11 protein-coding genes are annotated in these 18,359 nt (G+C 72.2%); 2 read left to right on the forward strand and 9 right to left on the reverse strand.

The genetic code is table 11. The features are described 5' to 3' along the window. Positions 1-37: 37 nt before the first annotated feature. The 9 genes from MTQ10_RS02815 to bldG form a co-directional block, all read right to left on the reverse strand. The gene (locus MTQ10_RS02815; RefSeq protein ID WP_247461823.1) at positions 38-1,243 is read right to left on the reverse strand and encodes a DNA polymerase III subunit delta'; all 1,206 of its coding nucleotides are present in this window, start codon (positions 1,241-1,243) and stop codon (positions 38-40) included. Positions 1,244-1,550: 307 nt separating this feature from the next. Next, positions 1,551-4,802, reverse strand: a complete 3,252-nt coding sequence (tmk, locus tag MTQ10_RS02820; protein ID WP_247461825.1) for a dTMP kinase — start codon at positions 4,800-4,802, stop codon at positions 1,551-1,553. 501 nt (positions 4,803-5,303) lie between these two features. Beyond that, a complete protein-coding gene (gene topA, locus MTQ10_RS02825) occupies positions 5,304-8,138 on the reverse strand; it encodes a type I DNA topoisomerase (protein WP_247461827.1) in 2,835 nt (944 codons plus the stop codon). 257 nt (positions 8,139-8,395) lie between these two features. Then, a complete protein-coding gene (locus MTQ10_RS02830; RefSeq protein ID WP_247461829.1) occupies positions 8,396-8,593 on the reverse strand; it encodes a hypothetical protein in 198 nt (65 codons plus the stop codon). Between the two features lie 438 nt (positions 8,594-9,031). Then, positions 9,032-10,546, reverse strand: a complete 1,515-nt coding sequence (locus MTQ10_RS02835) for a DUF7059 domain-containing protein (RefSeq protein WP_441350993.1) — start codon at positions 10,544-10,546, stop codon at positions 9,032-9,034. A gap of 29 nt (positions 10,547-10,575) precedes the next feature. Continuing rightward, a complete protein-coding gene (locus MTQ10_RS02840; RefSeq protein ID WP_247461833.1) occupies positions 10,576-11,178 on the reverse strand; it encodes a small secreted protein in 603 nt (200 codons plus the stop codon). Between the two features lie 269 nt (positions 11,179-11,447). Next, positions 11,448-13,853 (reverse strand): sodium-translocating pyrophosphatase, encoded by a 2,406-nt coding sequence (locus MTQ10_RS02845; RefSeq protein ID WP_247461835.1) that lies wholly within the window; start codon positions 13,851-13,853, stop codon positions 11,448-11,450. Between the two features lie 312 nt (positions 13,854-14,165). Further along, positions 14,166-14,591 carry an ATP-binding protein gene (locus MTQ10_RS02850; protein WP_247461837.1) on the reverse strand — a complete coding sequence of 142 codons (426 nt, stop codon included), beginning with the start codon at positions 14,589-14,591 and terminating at the stop codon, positions 14,166-14,168. A gap of 108 nt (positions 14,592-14,699) precedes the next feature. After that, a complete protein-coding gene (gene bldG / locus MTQ10_RS02855; protein WP_009189842.1) occupies positions 14,700-15,041 on the reverse strand; it encodes an anti-sigma factor antagonist BldG in 342 nt (113 codons plus the stop codon). An 82-nt stretch (positions 15,042-15,123) separates the two neighbouring features. On the opposite strand from bldG, the gene MTQ10_RS02860 reads away from it, so the two are divergent. After that, the gene (locus MTQ10_RS02860; protein ID WP_247461838.1) at positions 15,124-17,466 is read left to right on the forward strand and encodes a DEAD/DEAH box helicase; all 2,343 of its coding nucleotides are present in this window, start codon (positions 15,124-15,126) and stop codon (positions 17,464-17,466) included. 52 nt (positions 17,467-17,518) lie between these two features. Continuing rightward, positions 17,519-18,244 (forward strand): molybdopterin-dependent oxidoreductase, encoded by a 726-nt coding sequence (locus MTQ10_RS02865; RefSeq protein WP_247461840.1) that lies wholly within the window; start codon positions 17,519-17,521, stop codon positions 18,242-18,244. The last annotated feature ends 115 nt before the right edge of the window (positions 18,245-18,359 follow it).

The following is an 18,359-nucleotide window of genomic DNA, read 5'->3' on the forward strand; positions in this document are numbered from 1 at the left end:
CAGCCCGCTCCCCCGCCCCGCAGGGCAGGGCCCGGGGTCAGCCCGCTCTCAGCGCCATCGTCATCGCCTCCACCGCCAGCAGCGGCGCCACATTGCGGTCGAGGGCCTCCCGGCACGCGGCGATCGCCTCGATACGGCGCAGAGTCGCCTCGGGTCTGCTGGAGCGGGCGATGCGCTCCAGCGCGTCCTCGGCGTCCGCGTTGGCGATGGCGACCCGGGAGCCGAGCTGGAGGGCGAGCACGTCCCGGTAGAAGGAGGTGAGGTCGGTCAGCGCCAGGTCGAGGCTGTCGCGCTGGGTGCGCGTACGCCGCCGCTTCTGCTTGTCCTCCAGGTCCTTCATCACTCCCGCGGTGCCCCGGGGCAGCCTGCCGCCCTGCGCCGCGCCGAGCGCCGCCTTCAGCTCCTCGGTCTCCTTGGCGTCCAGCTCCTCCGCCAGCGCCTTGGCGTCCTCCGCCGCCGCGTCCACCAGCTCCTGGGCGGCCTTGAGGCAGCCGCCCACGTCGTCGAGGCGCAGCGGCAGTTTGAGCACGGCGGCGCGGCGCTGCCGGGCTGCGGGGTCGGTGGCGAGCCGGCGCGCACGGTCGACGTGGCCCTGGGTGGCGCGGGCGGCCGCGGCAGCCGCATCGGGCTCGACACCGTCACGCCGTACGAGCATGTCGGCGACGGCCTCGACGGACGGTGTGCTCAGGTTGAGGTGACGGCAGCGGGAGCGGATCGTCGGCAGGACGTCCTCGATCGAGGGCGCGCACAGCAGCCACACCGTGCGCGGGGCGGGCTCCTCGACCGCTTTGAGAACGGCGTTGGCGGACTTCTCGTTCAGCCGCTCGGCGTCCTCGACGAGGATGATCTGCCAGCGGCCGTTGGCCGGGGACGTGAAGGACTTGCGGACCGTGTCCCGCATGTCCTCGGCGAGGATCTGCGTGCCGACCGCGGCGACGGTGGTGACGTCGGCGTGCGTGCCGATCAGCGCCGTATGGCAGCCGTCGCAGAAGCCGCAGCCGGGGGCACCCCCGAGCGCGCGGTCGGGGCTCACGCACTGAAGGGCCGCGGCGAAGGCCCGCGCCGCCTGGACATGGCCCGCGCCGGGAGGGCCGGTGAACAGCCAGGCGTGCGTCATCTTCGACGCCTCGGGCGGCGGGGCGTCCGTCTCGGCGGCCGTGACCAGCGCGTCGGCGTCCCGGGCGGCGGCGGCGAGCTGCTCGCTCACCCGCTCCTGCCCGACCAGGTCGTCCCACACGGTCATGGGTCACGCCGTCCTTCCAGCTCCGACACCTTGCGATACGGATCAGACATCAGGGTCACGATCACGGATCCCTGATCCCGGATCCCGGTCTGCGCGTCCCGGTCTGCGCGTCCCGGTCCGTGGATCCCCCGGAAAATGCACGACGCCTGCGTCCCCTGCCGGGCATCACAGCCCGCCCGCGCCGTGGATCACACATCGCGTCTTGCGGGATCCATTGTGGAGGGTGGCACTGACAACGCGGGGTGACCGGCCGTGGACGGCCACCCCGCACCGGCTTCCGGGCTGGGCCGAGGCCCGCTGCCGAGGCTCAGCGTCTGCGCCCCCGACGCCGGTCGTCGTCGTGGTCGTCCTCGTCCCGGTACGGGCCGAGCAACTCGTCCGCCAGCGTCGGCAGGTCGTCCAGCGGTGTCTCCTCGGCCCAGTCGGACCGCTGCCGCCTGCGGGGCGCCTCGTCGGGGTCGATCCGCGGCATCTCCCGCGTACCGCCGTCGTCGGGGCCACTGCCCGGTGCCGTGCCGTGCGGCTCGTCCCGGAAGAAGCCCTGCGGGACGCGGTCGGCGGGGTCCTCCTCCCGCACGGGCGGCAGTACGGCGGTCTCGTCGGCGGCGCCCTGCGGCACCGGCGGCAGCACCGCCGTCTCGTCGGCCGCCCCGGGCGGCACCGGCCGCAGTACGGCGGTCTCGTCGTCGGCCCCGGCCTCACCCGACGGCGCCGGTGGCTGCGGCAGCTCGGCCGTCGTCTCGGCATCCGAGGGACCCGCGGGAGACGCGGGAGACGCGGGAGACGCGGGCGCGGATGCCGCCGAGGCCCGGGCGGCCCCCGCCGATCCACCCGTCGTGGCGGGCGCACCGCCGCCCCTGCGGGCGAGGTCCTCGGGGGTGACCACCGGCGTCGGCACCGTCGCCGCGTCGGGCGTCACCACCGGAGGCTGCGGCCTGGGGCCTGCCAGGGCCGCCGCCGCGGCCTGCTCTGCGGCCCGCCGGGCCTCCTCGGCACGGATCAGCGCTTCCTCCGCCGTGCGCTGCTTCTCCAGGCGGCGCGCCTCGGCCTCGGCACGCAGCCGGGCCTCCTCCTCTTCCTGCCGGCGGCGCCGCTCCTCCTCGGCCTTGCGGCGGGCCTCCTCCTCGGCGCGGGCCTTCTCCTCGGCGAGCAGCCGCTGCCGCTCCTCCTCCGCACGGCGGCGGGCCTCCTCGGCGCGCTGCCGGGCCTCCTCGGCCTGCCGTTCCGCCTCGCGGCGCTGCGCCTCCTCCAGCTCGCGCCGCTTGCGCTCTTCCTCCTCGGCGCGCAGCCGGGCCAGCTGTTCCTGGCGCTCGCGCTCCAGGCGCTCCTCCTCGGCCTTGCGGGCCGCTTCCTCCTCCGCCTTGCGGCGGGCCTCCTCCTCGGCCTTGCGACGTGCCTCCTCGCGGGCCTGGATCTCGGCCTCGGACAGCGGCAGCACCTGGTCGAGCCGGGCGCGGATGACGGTGGTGACGGCCTCGGGCTCCTGGCCCGCGTCGACGACCAGGTAGCGCCCGGGGTCGGAGGCCGCGAGCGTGAGGAACCCGGAACGCACGCGCGCGTGGAACTCCGCCGGCTCCGACTCCAGCCGGTCCGGCGCCTCGGTGAACCGCTCGCGCGCCTGCTCGGGCGCCACGTCAAGCAGCACGGTCAGGTCGGGTACGAGCCCGTCGGTCGCCCAGCGGTTGATCCGGGCGATCTCCGTCGGCGACAGGTCACGGCCGGCGCCCTGGTAGGCGACGGAGGAGTCGATGTACCGGTCGGAGATCACGACGGCACCGCGCGCGAGGGCGGGCCGTACGACGGTGTCGACGTGCTCGGCGCGGTCGGCGGCGTACAGCAGCGCCTCCGCGCGGTGCGACAGGCCCGCCGACGACACGTCCAGCAGGATCGACCGCAGCCGCTTGCCGACCGGGGTGGCGCCCGGTTCGCGGGTGAGGACGACCTCGTGTCCCTTGCCGCGGATCCACTCCGCGAGCGCCTCGGCCTGGGTGGACTTGCCGGCGCCGTCGCCGCCCTCCAGAGCGATGAAGAAGCCGGTGCCCGCGGGCGCCTGTACGGGGTCGTCGCCGCCGAGCAGCGCGTCACGCAGGTCGTGCCGCAGGGGCACGCCGGACCGGTCGTCGACCTTGGCCAGCACCAGCGCGGCGACGGGCAGCAGCAGCGCGCCGACGAGCATCAGCGTGAACGCGGCACCACCGTGCGCGAAGACGAACTTGCCGCTCTCCAGCCGGTGCGGCCCGATGAGCGCGGCGACGAGCGGCGCGATGACCGTGCCGAGCGCGACGAGGACCCGTACGACGGCGTGCAGGTGCTCGGTGACGCGGGCCCGGCGGTGGTCCTCGGTCTCCTGGTCGAGCAGGGTGTGCCCGGTGTTGGCGGCCACGCCCGCGCCGACACCGGCCAGCGCATAGATCAGCAGCACGCTGGTGACGTCGGGGACGAGGCCGGCGGCGAGCAGGGCGACGCCGGTGAGGGCGGTCGCGAGGGCCAGCATGCGGCGGCGGGACAGCGCGGGGACGATCGAGGGCGCCGTGCGGATACCGACGACGACCCCGCCGGTGACGGCGAGCACCAGCAGGCCGTACAGCACCGGGCCGCCGCCGAGGTCCACGGCGTGCAGCACGGCCACGCCGACGGTCGCGGCGACCGCGCCTGCCACGGCGGCGCAGGCGAGCACCAGCAGCGGGATCGCGCCGGTGCGGCCCCGGTCGACGCCGGCGGCGGTCTTCGGGCGGCGCAGCCCCTCCAGCGGGGAGCGGGCGCGCGGGGTGCGGGTGCCGGGCAGCTCCAGGAAGGTCAGCACGGACAGGGACGCGGCGAACAGTCCCGCCGCCACGTACGAGCCGAGGGCGGCCTGGTGCTGGTCGAACCAGTCGATGCCGGTGCCGAGCAGGTTGTTCAGCAGTCCGGCGGCGACGAGCGCGGCGGCGGCGAGCGGTACGGCGACGAAACCGGTGCGCAGGGTGAGGCGGCGCAGGGTGCCGATGTGGTCGGGCAGCGGTCGCACCGACGCGCCCTCGGGCGGCGGGGCGGGCAGCAGCGCGGGGGCCGCGCTCTCCCGGCACACCGTCCAGAAGCGCTCGGCCACGGCGGTCAGGAAGACGGTGACGAGCAGGACGGCGACGGCGCTGTCCGGCGTCCAGTCGATCCACAGGGGCGCGACGATGAGCAGCGCGGCGCGCAGGCCGTCGGCGCCGACCATGGTCCAGCGGCGGTCGAGCGGGCCGTCCTGGGAGGTCAGCGCGGTGAGCGGGCCGAGGAGGACCGCTCCGAACAGGAGGGTGGCCAGGATGCGCACCGCGAAGACGATCGCCACTGCGAACGCCAGGCCGCGGTAGCCGCCGCCGAAGGAGCCCTGGAGGAAGGCCGCCTGGAGGGAGAGGACGACCAGCACAAGCAGCGCGAGGGTGTCGCCCACTCCGCTCACCAGCTGGGCGCTCCACAGCCGCCTGAGCTGCGGATGGCGCAGCAGAGCGCGGACGGCGCGCTCGCGGGAGTCGGCCACGAGGGCGTCGTCCGGTGCCGGGTGGGGGGCCGTTGGCTGCTCGGCTCGGGTCATGCAATCAGCCTATCGGGAGGTACCGACACCCCGAGCGGTGCGCCCGAACACCCACGCGCCCGGGCGGGGGTCGTGCAGCGGGCCGTTCGTTTCGCGAATGGGCCGGGGTGCGGTCGGGGTGACGAGCGGAGCGTCACCACCAGCGGGGACAGCTGCTGTCCGGCCCCCGGCGGGGGCTCGGACAGGGGCTGCGAAAGGTTCGCACCGGTACCGTGGAGCGGGCGCCGGGCAGGGGCCGGCCGACCTCCGCGGCGAGACCGACCCGCAGCGGCGACCGGCCCGAAGCGAGACCGACCCCCAGCGAGACCGACCCCCAGCAAGTCCGGCCCGAAGCGAGACCGACCCCCAGCGAGACCGACCCGCAGCAAGTCCGGCCCGGAGCGAGGCCGACCCCCGGCGAGTCCGGCCCCGCCGAGCCGCGGCCGGTCCGCGCTGCGGCGCGCTCGGCCGGTGGCGCGGTCGGCCTGTGGCGCGGTCGGCCTGTGGCGCGGTCGGCCCTGCTCAGTCCTCGGCGGTCTGCGAGGCCGCCGTGGCCTTCTTCGCAGCCGTCTTCTTCGCGGCCGTCTTGGCGGTGGTCTTCTTCGCCGCCGTGGTCGTCTTCTTCGTCGCGGTCTTCTTCGCCGTGGTCGTCTTCTTGGCGGCGGTCTTCTTCGCCGCCGCCTTCTTCGCGGTCTTCTTCGCCGGGCCCTTCGCCCGCTTCTCGGCGAGCAGCTCGAAGCCGCGCTCGGGGGTGATCGTCTCGACGCTGTCGCCGGAGCGCAGGGTCGCGTTGGTCTCCCCGTCGGTGACGTACGGCCCGAAGCGGCCGTCCTTGACGACGACCGGCTTGCCGCTGACCGGGTCCTCGCCGAGCTCCTTCAGCGGCGGCTTGGCCGCGGCGCGACCGCGCTGCTTGGGCTGGGCGTAGATGGCCAGGGCCTCTTCGAGGGTGATCGTGAAGATCTGGTCCTCGGACTGCAACGACCGCGAGTCGGTGCCCTTCTTCAGATACGGCCCGTAGCGGCCGTTCTGCGCGGTGATCTCCTGGCCCTCGGGGTCGGTGCCGACGACGCGCGGCAGCGACATCAGCTTGAGGGCGTCCTCCAGAGTGACCGTGTCCAGGGACATCGACTTGAACAGTGAGGCCGTCCGCGGCTTCACGGCGTTCTTGCCGGTCTTCGGGGTGCCCTCGGGCAGCACCTCGGTGACGTAGGGGCCGTAGCGGCCGGCCTTGGCGACGATCGGGTGGTGCGGCGGCTCGGGGTCGGTGCCGAGCAGGCGCTCCCCGCTGCCGTTGGCCAGCAGTTCCTCGGCCAGCTCGACGGTCAGCTCGTCCGGCGCCAGGTCGGCGGGGACGTCGGCGCGCTGGTGCTCCTCGGTGTCCTTCTCGCCGCGCTCGACGTACGGGCCGAAGCGGCCGACGCGGAGCACGATGCCGTTGCCGACGGGGAACGAGGACACCTCGCGGGCGTCGATCGCGCCGAGGTCGGTCACCAGTTCCTTGAGGCCGCCGAGGTGGTCGCCGTCGCCGTTGCCGGCGTCCGCGGCGGTGCCGTGGCCGCCTTCGCCGAAGTAGAACCGCTTCAGCCACGGCACGGCCTGGGCCTCGCCGCGGGCGATGCGGTCGAGGTCGTCCTCCATCTTGGCGGTGAAGTCGTAGTCGACGAGCCGCCCGAAGTGCTTCTCCAGGAGGTTGACCACGGCGAAGGACAGGAAGGACGGCACGAGGGCCGTGCCCTTCTTGAACACATAGCCGCGGTCGAGGATCGTGCCGATGATCGACGCGTACGTCGACGGGCGGCCGATCTCGCGCTCTTCGAGCTCCTTGACGAGGCTGGCCTCGGTGTAGCGGGCCGGGGGCTTGGTGGCGTGCCCGTCGACCGTGATCTCCTCGGCGGAGAGCCGGTCGCCCTCGCCGACCTGCGGCAGGCGGCGCTCGCGGTCGTCCAGCTCGGCGTTCGGGTCGTCGGCGCCCTCGACGTAGGCCTTGAGGAAGCCGTGGAAGGTGATCGTCTTGCCGGAGGCGCTGAACTCGACGTCCCGGCCGTCGGCGGCCGTACCGCCGATCTTGACGGTGACGGAGTTGCCGGTGGCGTCCTTCATCTGGGAGGCGACGGTCCGCTTCCAGATCAGCTCGTACAGCTTGAACTGGTCGCCGGTCAGGCCGGTCTCCGCGGGCGTGCGGAAGCGGTCGCCGGAGGGACGGATCGCCTCGTGCGCCTCCTGCGCGTTCTTCACCTTGGCGGCGTAGGTGCGCGGGGCGTCCGGCAGGTACTCGGCGCCGTACAGCTGCGTGACCTGGGCGCGGGCGGCGGCCACGGCCGTGTCGCTCAGCGTCGTGGAGTCCGTACGCATGTACGTGATGTAGCCGTTCTCGTACAGCTTCTGCGCGATCTGCATGGTGGCCTTCGCGCCGAAGCCGAGCTTGCGGCTGGCCTCCTGCTGCAACGTCGTCGTACGGAACGGGGCGTACGGCGAGCGGCGGTACGGCTTGGACTCGACGGACCGGACCGAGAACTGCGTGTTCTCCAGGGCGGCGGCGAGGGCGCGGGCGTTCGCCTCGTCGAGGTGGAGGGTGTTCGCGCTCTTGAGTTGTCCCTGGGAGTCGAAGTCGCGGCCCTGCGCGATCCGCCGGCCGTCGACGGTCTGCAGGCGGGCGACCAGCGACGACGGGTCGGACGGGTCTCCTGCGCGGCCGGTCGCGAAGGTGCCCGTGAGGTCCCAGTACTCAGCTGAACGAAACGCGATGCGCTCACGTTCCCGCTCGACGACGAGTCGTGTCGCGACGGACTGGACGCGGCCCGCCGACAGCTTCGGCATGACCTTCTTCCACAGGACCGGCGACACCTCGTAGCCGTAGAGGCGGTCGAGGATGCGGCGGGTCTCCTGGGCGTCGACGAGGCGCTGGTTGAGCTGGCGCGGGTTGGCGACGGCGGCCTGGATCGCCGACTTGGTGATCTCGTGGAACACCATCCGCTTGACGGGGACCTTGGGCTTGAGCACCTCCTGAAGGTGCCAGGCGATGGCCTCGCCCTCGCGGTCCTCGTCAGTGGCGAGATACAGCTCGTCGGAGTCCTTCAGCAGGTCCTTGAGCTTCTTGACCTGCGCTTTCTTGTCCGCGTTCACCACGTAGATCGGCTGGAAGTCGTGTTCGACGTCCACGCCGAGCCGCCGGACCTCGCCGGTGTACTTCTCCGGCACCTCGGCGGCGCCGTTGGGGAGGTCGCGGATGTGCCCGACGCTCGCCTCGACAACGTATCCGGGGCCGAGATAGCCCTTGATCGTCTTCGCCTTGGCAGGCGACTCGACGATGACGAGTCGGCGGCCGCCCTTCGCGGTCTCGCTGGTCGGGGACAACTTCGCTCTTCTCTCCGGTCGACGCTGGGGCCTCCCCAGGCCTTGGTCCCGGGGTCGGACGGTGGTGACGCTGCGGAGTGTGACGGTACATCCCGCCCCCGTGTCAAACGGGAAAAGCCCGCAACGGCCACTCGAACGGTAACCCGACTACCACCATTCCTGCCGCCCGGACCGCCCCGCGAACCGGGCGCGCCGGTCCGGAGCGTGATCTCTCACTTGCCGCCGGGCAGGGCCAACCGCGCCGCAGCCGACCATGGTCACAGGCGCGTCGCGCACCACACGGCGACGGCGAGCGCCGCCGCCGCGACGACAGCGGGGAGGGCCGCCGATGCGATCCGGTTCACACCGAGGGCCACCGGCTCGCCGCGCCGTACCCGGAGCGCCGTCCAGGTGAGCAGAACCGTCCCGAACAGGCCGAACACCAGGCCCGTGAAGATCGCCGGTCCGCTGTCCATGGCTCCTCCGCGCCCCTCTTCCGCCTTCCCGAGTGCCCCGTCGCGGGGAGCGCGGCACGCGCGGGAGACGCGCGGGCGAACCGGCGGTGAACGACAGGCCGGCGTTCGTCCCGCCATGCAGGCGGTGATCGTCCGCGGGCCGGAGGAGAGCGCCCGCGGACAGATCGGACACCGTCTCGAAGAAAACGGGCAGAGGAGCGAGAAGAAATACGTCGCCCCGGACATCGAACACGGCGCGAAATCGTCGGATCACGCCATGTGCCCGTCCTGGCCGTGCCGCCAGGCGAGACACCGGGAGCCCAGGGACCCCCCAGGGGGCCCAAGGACCCCAAGGACCCCAAGGACCCCAGGGAGCCCAGGGGGCCCAGGGAGCCCAGGGACCCCAGGGGGGTCGGCTGGCCCCTGGGGCCCCGTGTACCTCAGGAGTCCGGCCTCCGTCTACGCCGGATCGAGGAAGCCCTGCTCCACCAGGAGCCGGATCTGTGCCGGTGTGCGGTCGCGCAGGACGACCGGGTCCTCGCCCATCAGCTGGGCGATCGCGTCCAGGATGCGGCCGGCGCTGAGGGTGCCGTCGCAGACACCGGCGAACCCCGCGCCGACGGTGTCGACCTTGGTGGCGCGACGCATGCCGCGGTGCTGGCGCAGCACGACGTGCTCGGGGTCCTCGGCGCCCGGCAGCCCGACCTGCTCCTGCACGACCTCGGGCGCCAGCTTGAAGTGGGCTTCGAGCAGGGCCGCGTCGTCGTGCGAGCGGAGGTAGTCCAGGCGGTCGAAGTGGGCGCGGATGGTGTCGCCGAGCGGCTGCTCGACGGGGTGCGGCCACTCCTCGACGGTCACCGTCGGCTCGGCGGCCCCGGTCCGGCGCAGCGTGATCCAGCCAAAGCCGACCGCCTTGACCTTGCGGGCTTCGAACTCCTCCAGCCAGGCGTCGTACCGCGCCTGGTACTCCGCCGGGTCCATGCGGTGGTCACCGGCGTCCCTGAGCCACAGCTCGGCGTACTGCGTGATGTCCTGCACCTCGCGCTGGACGATCCACGCGTCGCACCCGCGCGGCACCCATGACCTGAGTCTGTCCTGCCAGTCCTCCCCTTCCACGTGCTGCCAGTTGGCGAGGAACTGCGCGAACCCGCCCTCGTTCAGCCGTTCCCCCGCTCCTTGAACGAGCGAGCGGCACAGATCGTCCCCGCCCATGCCGCCGTCCCGGTACGTCAGCCGGGCGCCGGGCGAGATCACGAACGGCGGGTTGGACACGATCAGGTCGAACGTCTCCCCGTCCCGGACCGGTTCGAACAGCGAGCCCTGCCGCAGATCCGCGGCCGGCGCGCCGGACAGGGCGAGGGTGAGGGCGGTGATGTGCAGGGCGCGCGGGTTGAGGTCGGTGGCGGTGACGCGGGTGGCGTGCAGCGCGGCGTGCAGCGCCTGGATGCCGGAGCCGGTGCCGAGGTCCAGGGCGGAGGGGACGGGCGTGCGGACGGTGATGCCGGCCAGGGTGGTGGAGGCGCCGCCGACACCGAGGACGACGCCCTCGTCACGGTTGCCGATGCCGCCCGCCCCGCCGACGGCGCAGCCGAGGTCGGAGACGATGAACCAGTCCTCGCCGCCGGGTCCGCCGTACGGCCGTACGTCCACGGTGGCGGCGACCTCGTCGCCCCCGGTGCGCCTCAGCCAGCCCGCTTCCAGGCAGGCGTCGGCGGGCAGCACGTCCGCCACGCGCGCGTACGGCACCGGCTGCTGAAGCAGGAACAGCCGTACGAGCGTCTCCAGGGGGGTGTCCCCGCGGGTCGCCCGCAGCGCGGGTACGGTCTCGCTGCGGGCGAGCGCGGCGTACGCGGGGGCGCCGAGCAGGTCGAGCAGGCCGTCGGCGGTGAAGGACGCCGCGAGCAGGGCGTCCCGCAGCCGGGCGGCGGTGTCGGGGTCGGCGGTGGGCAGGGGGAACGAGGTGGTCTCACTCACGCACCCCATTGTGTCCCGCGCGGGACGGCTCAGCCCGTGGTGGCCGACGGCGACGAGACGGCCTTCTTGCAGCCGGGCTGCTTGGCCACGGCCTGCTTGACGTCGCCCTCCTCCAGCTTCTGCAGGGCGGTCACGGCGCTCTTGTACTGCACCGACACGTCCTTCATCCGTTCGGAGACGGCGTCCAGTCCGGCGGCGAACTTCGACTGGTTCTTGGTGTCGAGCGCGTCGACCTGCTTCTTCAGGTCGGCGTAGGAGGCGGACAGGACGGTGAGCTTGTTGACGGCGTCCTGCTGCTTCGTCTTGCCGTCCTCGACGCCGGGGGGCGCGCCGGCGTTGTTGATGGTGGTCGCGCGTGCCTTGAAGCCGTCGGACAGGTCCTGGAAGGCCTGGGAGTCGGTCTTCTGGAGCTCTGCGGGCGGTCCGTCCTTGGCGGCTTTGGCCAGCGCGTCGAACGCGGCCTCGATCTTCGCCTGCTGCGCGGGCACGCTCGTGCAGACCTTCGCGGCCCAGGCGTCGAGCTCCTTGTTGTCCTTCTCGCCGCTGCTGCATGCCGTCAACGCCATTGCGAGTACCGCACCGCCGGACAGCGCGGCCGCGAGCTTCTTGTTCACCGGATCGGTCCCTTCCATGGCTCTCGGCCCCGGAACATACACGCCGACCCGACAACACCCCTAGAACAAATGACCGCTTTGATAGGTCTTGCTCCGCTTTACCCCTTGTGAGAGAAGGCTCACGGCGAGACGCGACGCACACGAAGTCCCCCGCGCCCGGCGCCCGCGCTCCCGACCCACCCGCCGCACACGCCCGGCACAGCGCACGCGGCGGGCGCACGACAGGCGTACGGCGCCTCAAACAGCGCCGTACGCCCGCCGGTTGCTCCGGACGCTCCCCTCTCCGGCTACGAAACCACCGCAGGATCGGCTGACTTGGACGACCGCTCGGCCTCGCTGTCGTCGCCGACGGCGATCCCGCGCCGCTTGGAGACATACACCGCGCCGACGATCACCAGAAACGCGATCGCCGCGACCAGGATCCTGACGCCGATGCTCTTGTCGTCGCCGTAGGAGAACTTGATGACGGCGGGGGCGATCAGCAGCGACACCAGGTTCATCACCTTCAGCAGCGGGTTGATCGCGGGCCCCGCGGTGTCCTTGAACGGGTCGCCGACCGTGTCGCCGATGACGGTCGCCGCGTGCGCCTCACTGCCCTTGCCGCCGTGGTGTCCGTCCTCGACGAGCTTCTTGGCGTTGTCCCAGGCACCGCCGGAGTTGGCGAGGAACACCGCCATCAGCGTGCCCGCGCCGATCGCGCCCGCCAGATACGCGCCGAGCGCCCCGACCCCGAGCGTGAACCCGATGAAGATCGGCGCCATCACGGCGAGGAGACCGGGTGTGGCCAGCTCCCGCAGGGCGTCCTTGGTGCAGATGTCGACGACCTTGCCGTACTCCGGTTTCTCCGAGTAGTCCATGATCCCGGGCTTCTCCCGGAACTGCCGGCGCACCTCGAACACCACCGACCCCGCCGACCTGGACACGGCGTTGATCGCGAGCCCGGAGAAGAGGAACACGACGGCGGCGCCCGCGATGAGACCCACCAGGTTGTTCGGCTGGGAGATGTCCATCATCAGCGTCATCGGCGCGCCGTCGCCGGAGAGTTTCTCGCCGACGTCCCGCGCACCGGTGGTGATGGCGTCGCGGTACGACCCGAACAGCGCGGCCGCTGCGAGGACCGCGGTCGCGATGGCGATGCCCTTGGTGATGGCCTTCGTGGTGTTGCCGACGGCGTCCAGGTCGGTGAGCACCTGGGCGCCCGCGCCCTCCACGTCGCCGGACATCTCCGCGATGCCCTGCGCGTTGTCGGAGACCGGACCGAAGGTGTCCATGGCGACGATGACACCGACCGTGGTGAGCAGGCCGGTGCCGGCGAGCGCCACCGCGAACAGCGCCAGCATGATCGACGTACCGCCGAGCAGGAACGCCCCGTACACACCGAGCCCGATCAGCAGCGCCGTGTAGACCGCCGATTCGAGGCCGACGGAGATACCGGCGAGGACGACGGTGGCGGGGCCGGTCAGGGACGTCTTGCCGATGTCCTTCACGGGGCGCCGCCCTGTCTCCGTGAAGTATCCGGTGAGCTGCTGGATCACCGCGGCCAGCAGGATGCCGATGGCGACCGCGACCAGCGCGAGAATGCGCGGGTCGCCGCTCTTGGCGAGGATCGCCTCGTCGGTGACCCCGTCGAGGTCGGAGTACTTCGACGGCAGATAGGTGAAGACGGCGACGGCCACCAGCGCCAGCGAGATCACCGCGGAGATGAAGAAGCCGCGGTTGATCGCCGTCATGCCGCTGCGGTCGGCGCGGCGCGGCGCGACCGCGAAGATGCCGATCATCGCGGTGAGCACACCGATCGCGGGCACCAGCAGCGGGAACGCCAGCCCGGAGTCGCCGAAGGCCGCCTTGCCGAGGATCAGCGCGGCGACCAGGGTCACCGCGTACGACTCGAACAGGTCGGCGGCCATCCCGGCGCAGTCGCCGACGTTGTCGCCCACATTGTCGGCGATGGTCGCGGCATTGCGCGGATCGTCCTCCGGAATGCCCTGCTCGACCTTGCCGACCAGGTCGGCGCCGACGTCGGCGGCCTTGGTGAAGATGCCGCCGCCCACCCGCATGAACATCGCGATGAGCGCCGCGCCCAGACCGAAGCCCTCCAGCACCTTCGGCGCGTCGGCCGCGTACACCAGCACCACGCAGGAGGCGCCGAGCAGGCCGAGCCCCACCGTGAACATGCCGACGACGCCACCGGTACGGAAAGCGATCTTCATGGCTTTGTGCGAGACGCTGGTGAGATCTTTTTCCGGCTCGCCTTCCGCGGGAGTCGCTTCCCGTGCCGCGGCGGCGACGCGCACATTACTGCGTACGGCCAGCCACATGCCGATATAGCCGGTGGCCGCCGAGAACGCCGCACCGATCAAGAAGAACACGGATCGCCCGGCACGCTGATTCCAGTCGTCCGCGGGCAGCAGCATGAGCAGGAAGAACACGACGACGGCGAATACGCCGAGCGTGCGCAGTTGCCGGGCCAGATAGGCGTTGGCGCCTTCCTGGACGGCTGCCGCGATCTTCTTCATGCTGTCGGTGCCCTCGCCGGCCGCCAGCACCTGGCGCACCAGTACGCCCGCGACCACGAGCGCGGCCAGTGCGACAACGCCGATGACGGTCACGAGGACCCGGTTGTCATCGGTGAGTACTGCGGCTGCGAGGGCCGTGAAGTGGCCCGACTGATCTGTGGTGGAAAGCCCCGCCATTCGTCCTCCTTGACGCTTGGGCTGAGCTCAAGATGTGCACGGGATTGTAGGTACCCCGCGCTGATCAAAACAGGGCGCGGTAAACAGAATTGGTCTCCGCGTACAAGTAATGCCCTGAAAGCATTGAGCGCGGCTGTTTGCTGTCGAATGGACGCCGTTGATCGTGAAGGAATTCACGAAATGCGTGGTGACCATTACGGCTTGTTCCCGGGTGACTCGCCATGCACCACTGTAGGGGCGGGTACTGACATCCGCACACGCCGAAGGGCCCCACGAGGGGGCCCTTCGGGTGGTGGTCGTGCGGTGCGGCGGTCAGTCGAGGGCGGCCGGCGGGGGGGTGGTCGGCCAGGTCATACGGATCAGGCCTCCCCGCTCGCCGGTGGTGACCTCGACGTCGTCGACGAGGCCGCTGATGACCGCGAGGCCCATCTCGTCCTCCTCGGCGTCCGTCTCGGCACCGTCGGCGGCCTGGCCGCCCGGCACCTGGTGCGGTGCCTCGTCACCGACCTCGATGGAGAACTGTTTCTCCTCCTCGATCAGCGCCACTTTCACGGGCTCGGTCACCCCGCTGAGCTGGTGCAGCCCGACAGCGCGGGAGCAGGCCTCACCGACGGCGAGCCGGACCTCGTCGAGGACGGCCTCGTCCACCCCGGCCCTGCGCGCCACCGCTGCCGCCACCAGACGGGCGGTCCGGACGTGCTCGGGAAGCGCGCTGAAGCGGAGTTCAACGGTGGCCATGCATCCCCCTCGGTACTTCGGGCGTGCGATGTCGGGGGGCCGGGCCGTGTCGAGCCCGGCCCCCCTGCGGGTCAACCAGCCGTCCCGGGCCGGGCCCGGGCGCGGTCGTCAGTCGGTGGCCGCCACCGCTTCGTCGACCGAGGTGTGGATCGGGAACACCTTGGTCAGACCGGTGATGCGGAAGATCTTCAGAATGCGCTCCTGGTTGCAGACCAGGCGCAGGGAGCCCTCGTGGGCACGCACACGCTTCAGACCGCCGACCAGCACGCCGAGCCCGGTGGAGTCGAGGAAGTCCACGCCCTCCATGTCGACGACGAGGTGGAAATTCCCGTCGTTCACCAGCTCGACCAGCTGCTCGCGCAGCTTGGGCGCGGTATATACGTCGATTTCGCCACCGACCTCGACGACCGTACGATCGCCGACGGTACGGGTCGACAGGGACAGGTCCACGGATCCTCCAGCACCTTGCTATCGAGCGGTCGTCCCTCGGGACACCTCGGCTTGAAGCCCCCAGGACGGTTCGCCAGCCGCGATGGCATTCAATCACTTACCGGCAGGCGTGCACGACGCCTTGACTCCATTGTCCGTCACGCCAGTGACACACTCGGTGCCGATGGCCAAGAATCACCGATCCGATCGACCCTCGTCGGAACCCGTGTCCGGGCCCGCTCCGGGCGCGGTCCTGGACCGGCTCGCATCCGGGCCGAACCGGGCGTCGCGCATCACTCATACGGAGCACTTGCCCCCGCGGGCGGGTCGGCATGCCGTCTGGCCGGACCGGATCCGCGCCGAGGTCGTCGCGGCCGTGCAGGCGTGCGGGATCGAGCACCCGTGGGCCCACCAGGCGGAGGCCGCCGAGCACGCCCTGGACGGCGACTCCGTGGTCGTCGCCACGGGCACCGCCTCCGGCAAGTCCCTGGCGTACCTCGTGCCGGTCCTCTCCGCGCTGCTGGACGGCGCCGAGGCCCCCAACGGGCGCGGCGCCACCGCGCTCTATCTGGCGCCCACCAAGGCCCTGGCGGCGGACCAGTGCCGGTCGGTGAAGGAGCTCGCGGGCAGCCTGGGCAGCGCGGTGCGGCCGGCCGTGTACGACGGCGATACTCCGTTCGAGGAACGGGAATGGATCCGCCAGTACGCGAACTACGTGCTGACCAACCCGGACATGCTGCACCGCGGCATCCTCCCCTCCCACCCCCGCTGGTCCTCCTTCCTGAAGACGCTGAGGTACGTCGTCATCGACGAGTGCCACACCTACCGCGGAGTCTTCGGCTCGCACGTCGCCCAGGTGCTGCGCCGGCTGCGCCGCCTGTGCGCCCGCTACGGCTCGTCCCCCGTCTTCCTGCTGGCCTCGGCCACCGCCGCCGAACCGGCGGTCGCCGCGCGCCGACTCACCGGTCTGCCGGTCGTCGAGGTGGCCGACGACGCCTCTCCTCGCGGCGAACTGGTGTTCGCGCTGTGGGAACCGCCGCTCACCGAGCTGCACGGCGAGAAAGGTGCACCCGTCCGGCGCACCGCCACCGCCGAGACGGCCGATCTCCTCACCGACCTCGCCGTGCAGGGCGTCCGCACGGTCGCCTTCGTCCGCTCCCGGCGCGGCGCCGAGCTGATCTCCGTGATCGCCCAGGAAAGGCTCGCCGAGGTGGACCGCTCACTGGCCCGGCGTGTCGCGGCGTACCGCGGCGGCTACCTCCCCGAGGAGCGGCGCGCCCTGGAGCAGGCCCTGCACTCCGGGGAGCTGCTCGGGCTCGCCGCGACGACCGCCCTGGAGCTGGGCATCGACGTCTCCGGTCTGGACGCCGTCCTGATCGCCGGATACCCGGGCACGCGCGCGTCGCTGTGGCAGCAGGCCGGCCGCGCGGGCCGCGCAGGACAGGGCGCCCTGGCGGTCCTGATCGCCCGCGACGACCCGCTGGACACGTATCTCGTCCATCATCCGGAGGCCCTGTTCGACCGTCCGGTGGAATCGACGGTCCTCGACCCCGACAATCCGTATGTCCTCGCCCCGCATCTGTGCGCCGCCGCCGCGGAGCTGCCCCTGACCGAGGACGACCTCGCCCTGTTCGGCCCCGCCGGCGCGGAGCTGCTGCCCCAGCTGGAGGCCGCGAAGCTGCTGCGCCGCCGGACGAAGGCCTGGCACTGGACACGCCGGGAGCGGGCCGCCGACCTCACCGACATCCGCGGCGAGGGCGGCCGGCCGGTGCAGATCGTCGAGTCCGGCACCGGCCGTCTGCTCGGCACGGTCGACGCGGGCGCCGCGCACACCACCGTCCACGAGGGCGCCGTCCACCTGCATCAGGGCCGCACCTATCTCGTGCGGTCGCTGGACCTGGAGGACTCCGTCGCCCTCGTCGAGGCGGCGGCCCCGCCGTACTCGACGGTCGCCCGCGACACCACCTCCGTCTCCGTGCTGGAGACGGACGTCGAAGTGCCCTGGGGCGAGGGCCGGTTGTGCTACGGCTCCGTCGAAGTCACCAACCAGGTGGTCTCCTTTCTCCGCCGACGGCTGATCACCGGCGAGGTGCTGGGCGAGACGAAACTCGATCTGCCTCCGCGCACGCTGCGCACGCGCGCGGTGTGGTGGACGGTCACCGAGGACCAGCTGGACGAGGCCCGGATCACCCCGGAGATCCTCGGCGGCGCCCTGCACGCCGCCGAGCACGCCTCCATCGGCATGCTGCCCCTCTTCGCGACCTGCGACCGCTGGGACATCGGCGGCGTGTCGGTCCCGCTCCACCCCGACACGCTCCTGCCGACCGTCTTCGTGTACGACGGCCACCCCGGCGGCGCGGGTTTCGCCGAGCGCGCCTTCCACACCGCCCGCGACCGCGCACTCGGCGTGCGGCGGCCCCGCCGGGCAGGCCTTACGGAAGTCTGACGCCCACCGCGAGACCCTTCTGCGCCACGCCCCCGAGTGTTCGAATGGATACGTGAACACCCCGCAACCCGCCGAGGAAGGACGGCCCGTCGGCCGCCGCGTCCTCCTCGGCACCCTCGGCCTGGGCGCCCTCGGCGTGGTCACCGCGCCCGTCCTCCAACGCGGCCTCGAGGCCTTCCTCGGCGCCGCCTCCGGCAAGGACCCCACGGGACTGACCGGCCTGCTGCCCAACGGCGGCGGATTCCGCTACTACTCCGTCACCGCCTCCGTCCCGCACCGCGGACCCGCCGACTACCGCCTCACCGTCGACGGCCTCGTGGACCGCCCCCGCACCTACACCCTCGCCGACCTGCGGGCCCAGCCGCAGACCCGGCTGGTCAGGGACGTCCAGTGCGTCACAGGCTGGCGTGTGCCCGGCACACCCTTCGAAGGCGTGACGCTGTCCAGGCTGCTGGAGGCCGCCGGAGTGCGCCCCGAGGGCCGCGCCGTCCGCTTCACCTGCTTCGACGGCGCCTACACCGAGAGCCTCACCCTCGACCAGGCCCGCCGCCCCGACGTCCTCGTCGCGCTGCGCATGCAGGACAAGGACCTCGGCCACAGCCACGGCGGCCCCGTCCGCCTCTACGTCGCCCCCATGTACTTCTACAAGTCCGCCAAGTGGCTCTCCGGCATCACCGTCACCGACGAGGTCGAACCCGGCTACTGGGAGCGACGCGGCTACGACGTCGACGCCTGGGTCGGCCGCTCGAACGGACGTGACGATGACCCCACGAGCTGAGGCCGCGCCGGCACGGTCGGCCGGGAGTGGGCGGAACGCGAACACCCGCTGTGGCGGCCGTAGCCACAGCGGGTGTGCACGATCGACCGGGAACGCCGGACGCTCCGGCGCCGGG

Source organism: Streptomyces sp. XM83C (assembly GCF_023072675.1).
Classification (GTDB): Bacteria; Actinomycetota; Actinomycetes; order Streptomycetales; family Streptomycetaceae; genus Streptomyces; species Streptomyces thermocoprophilus.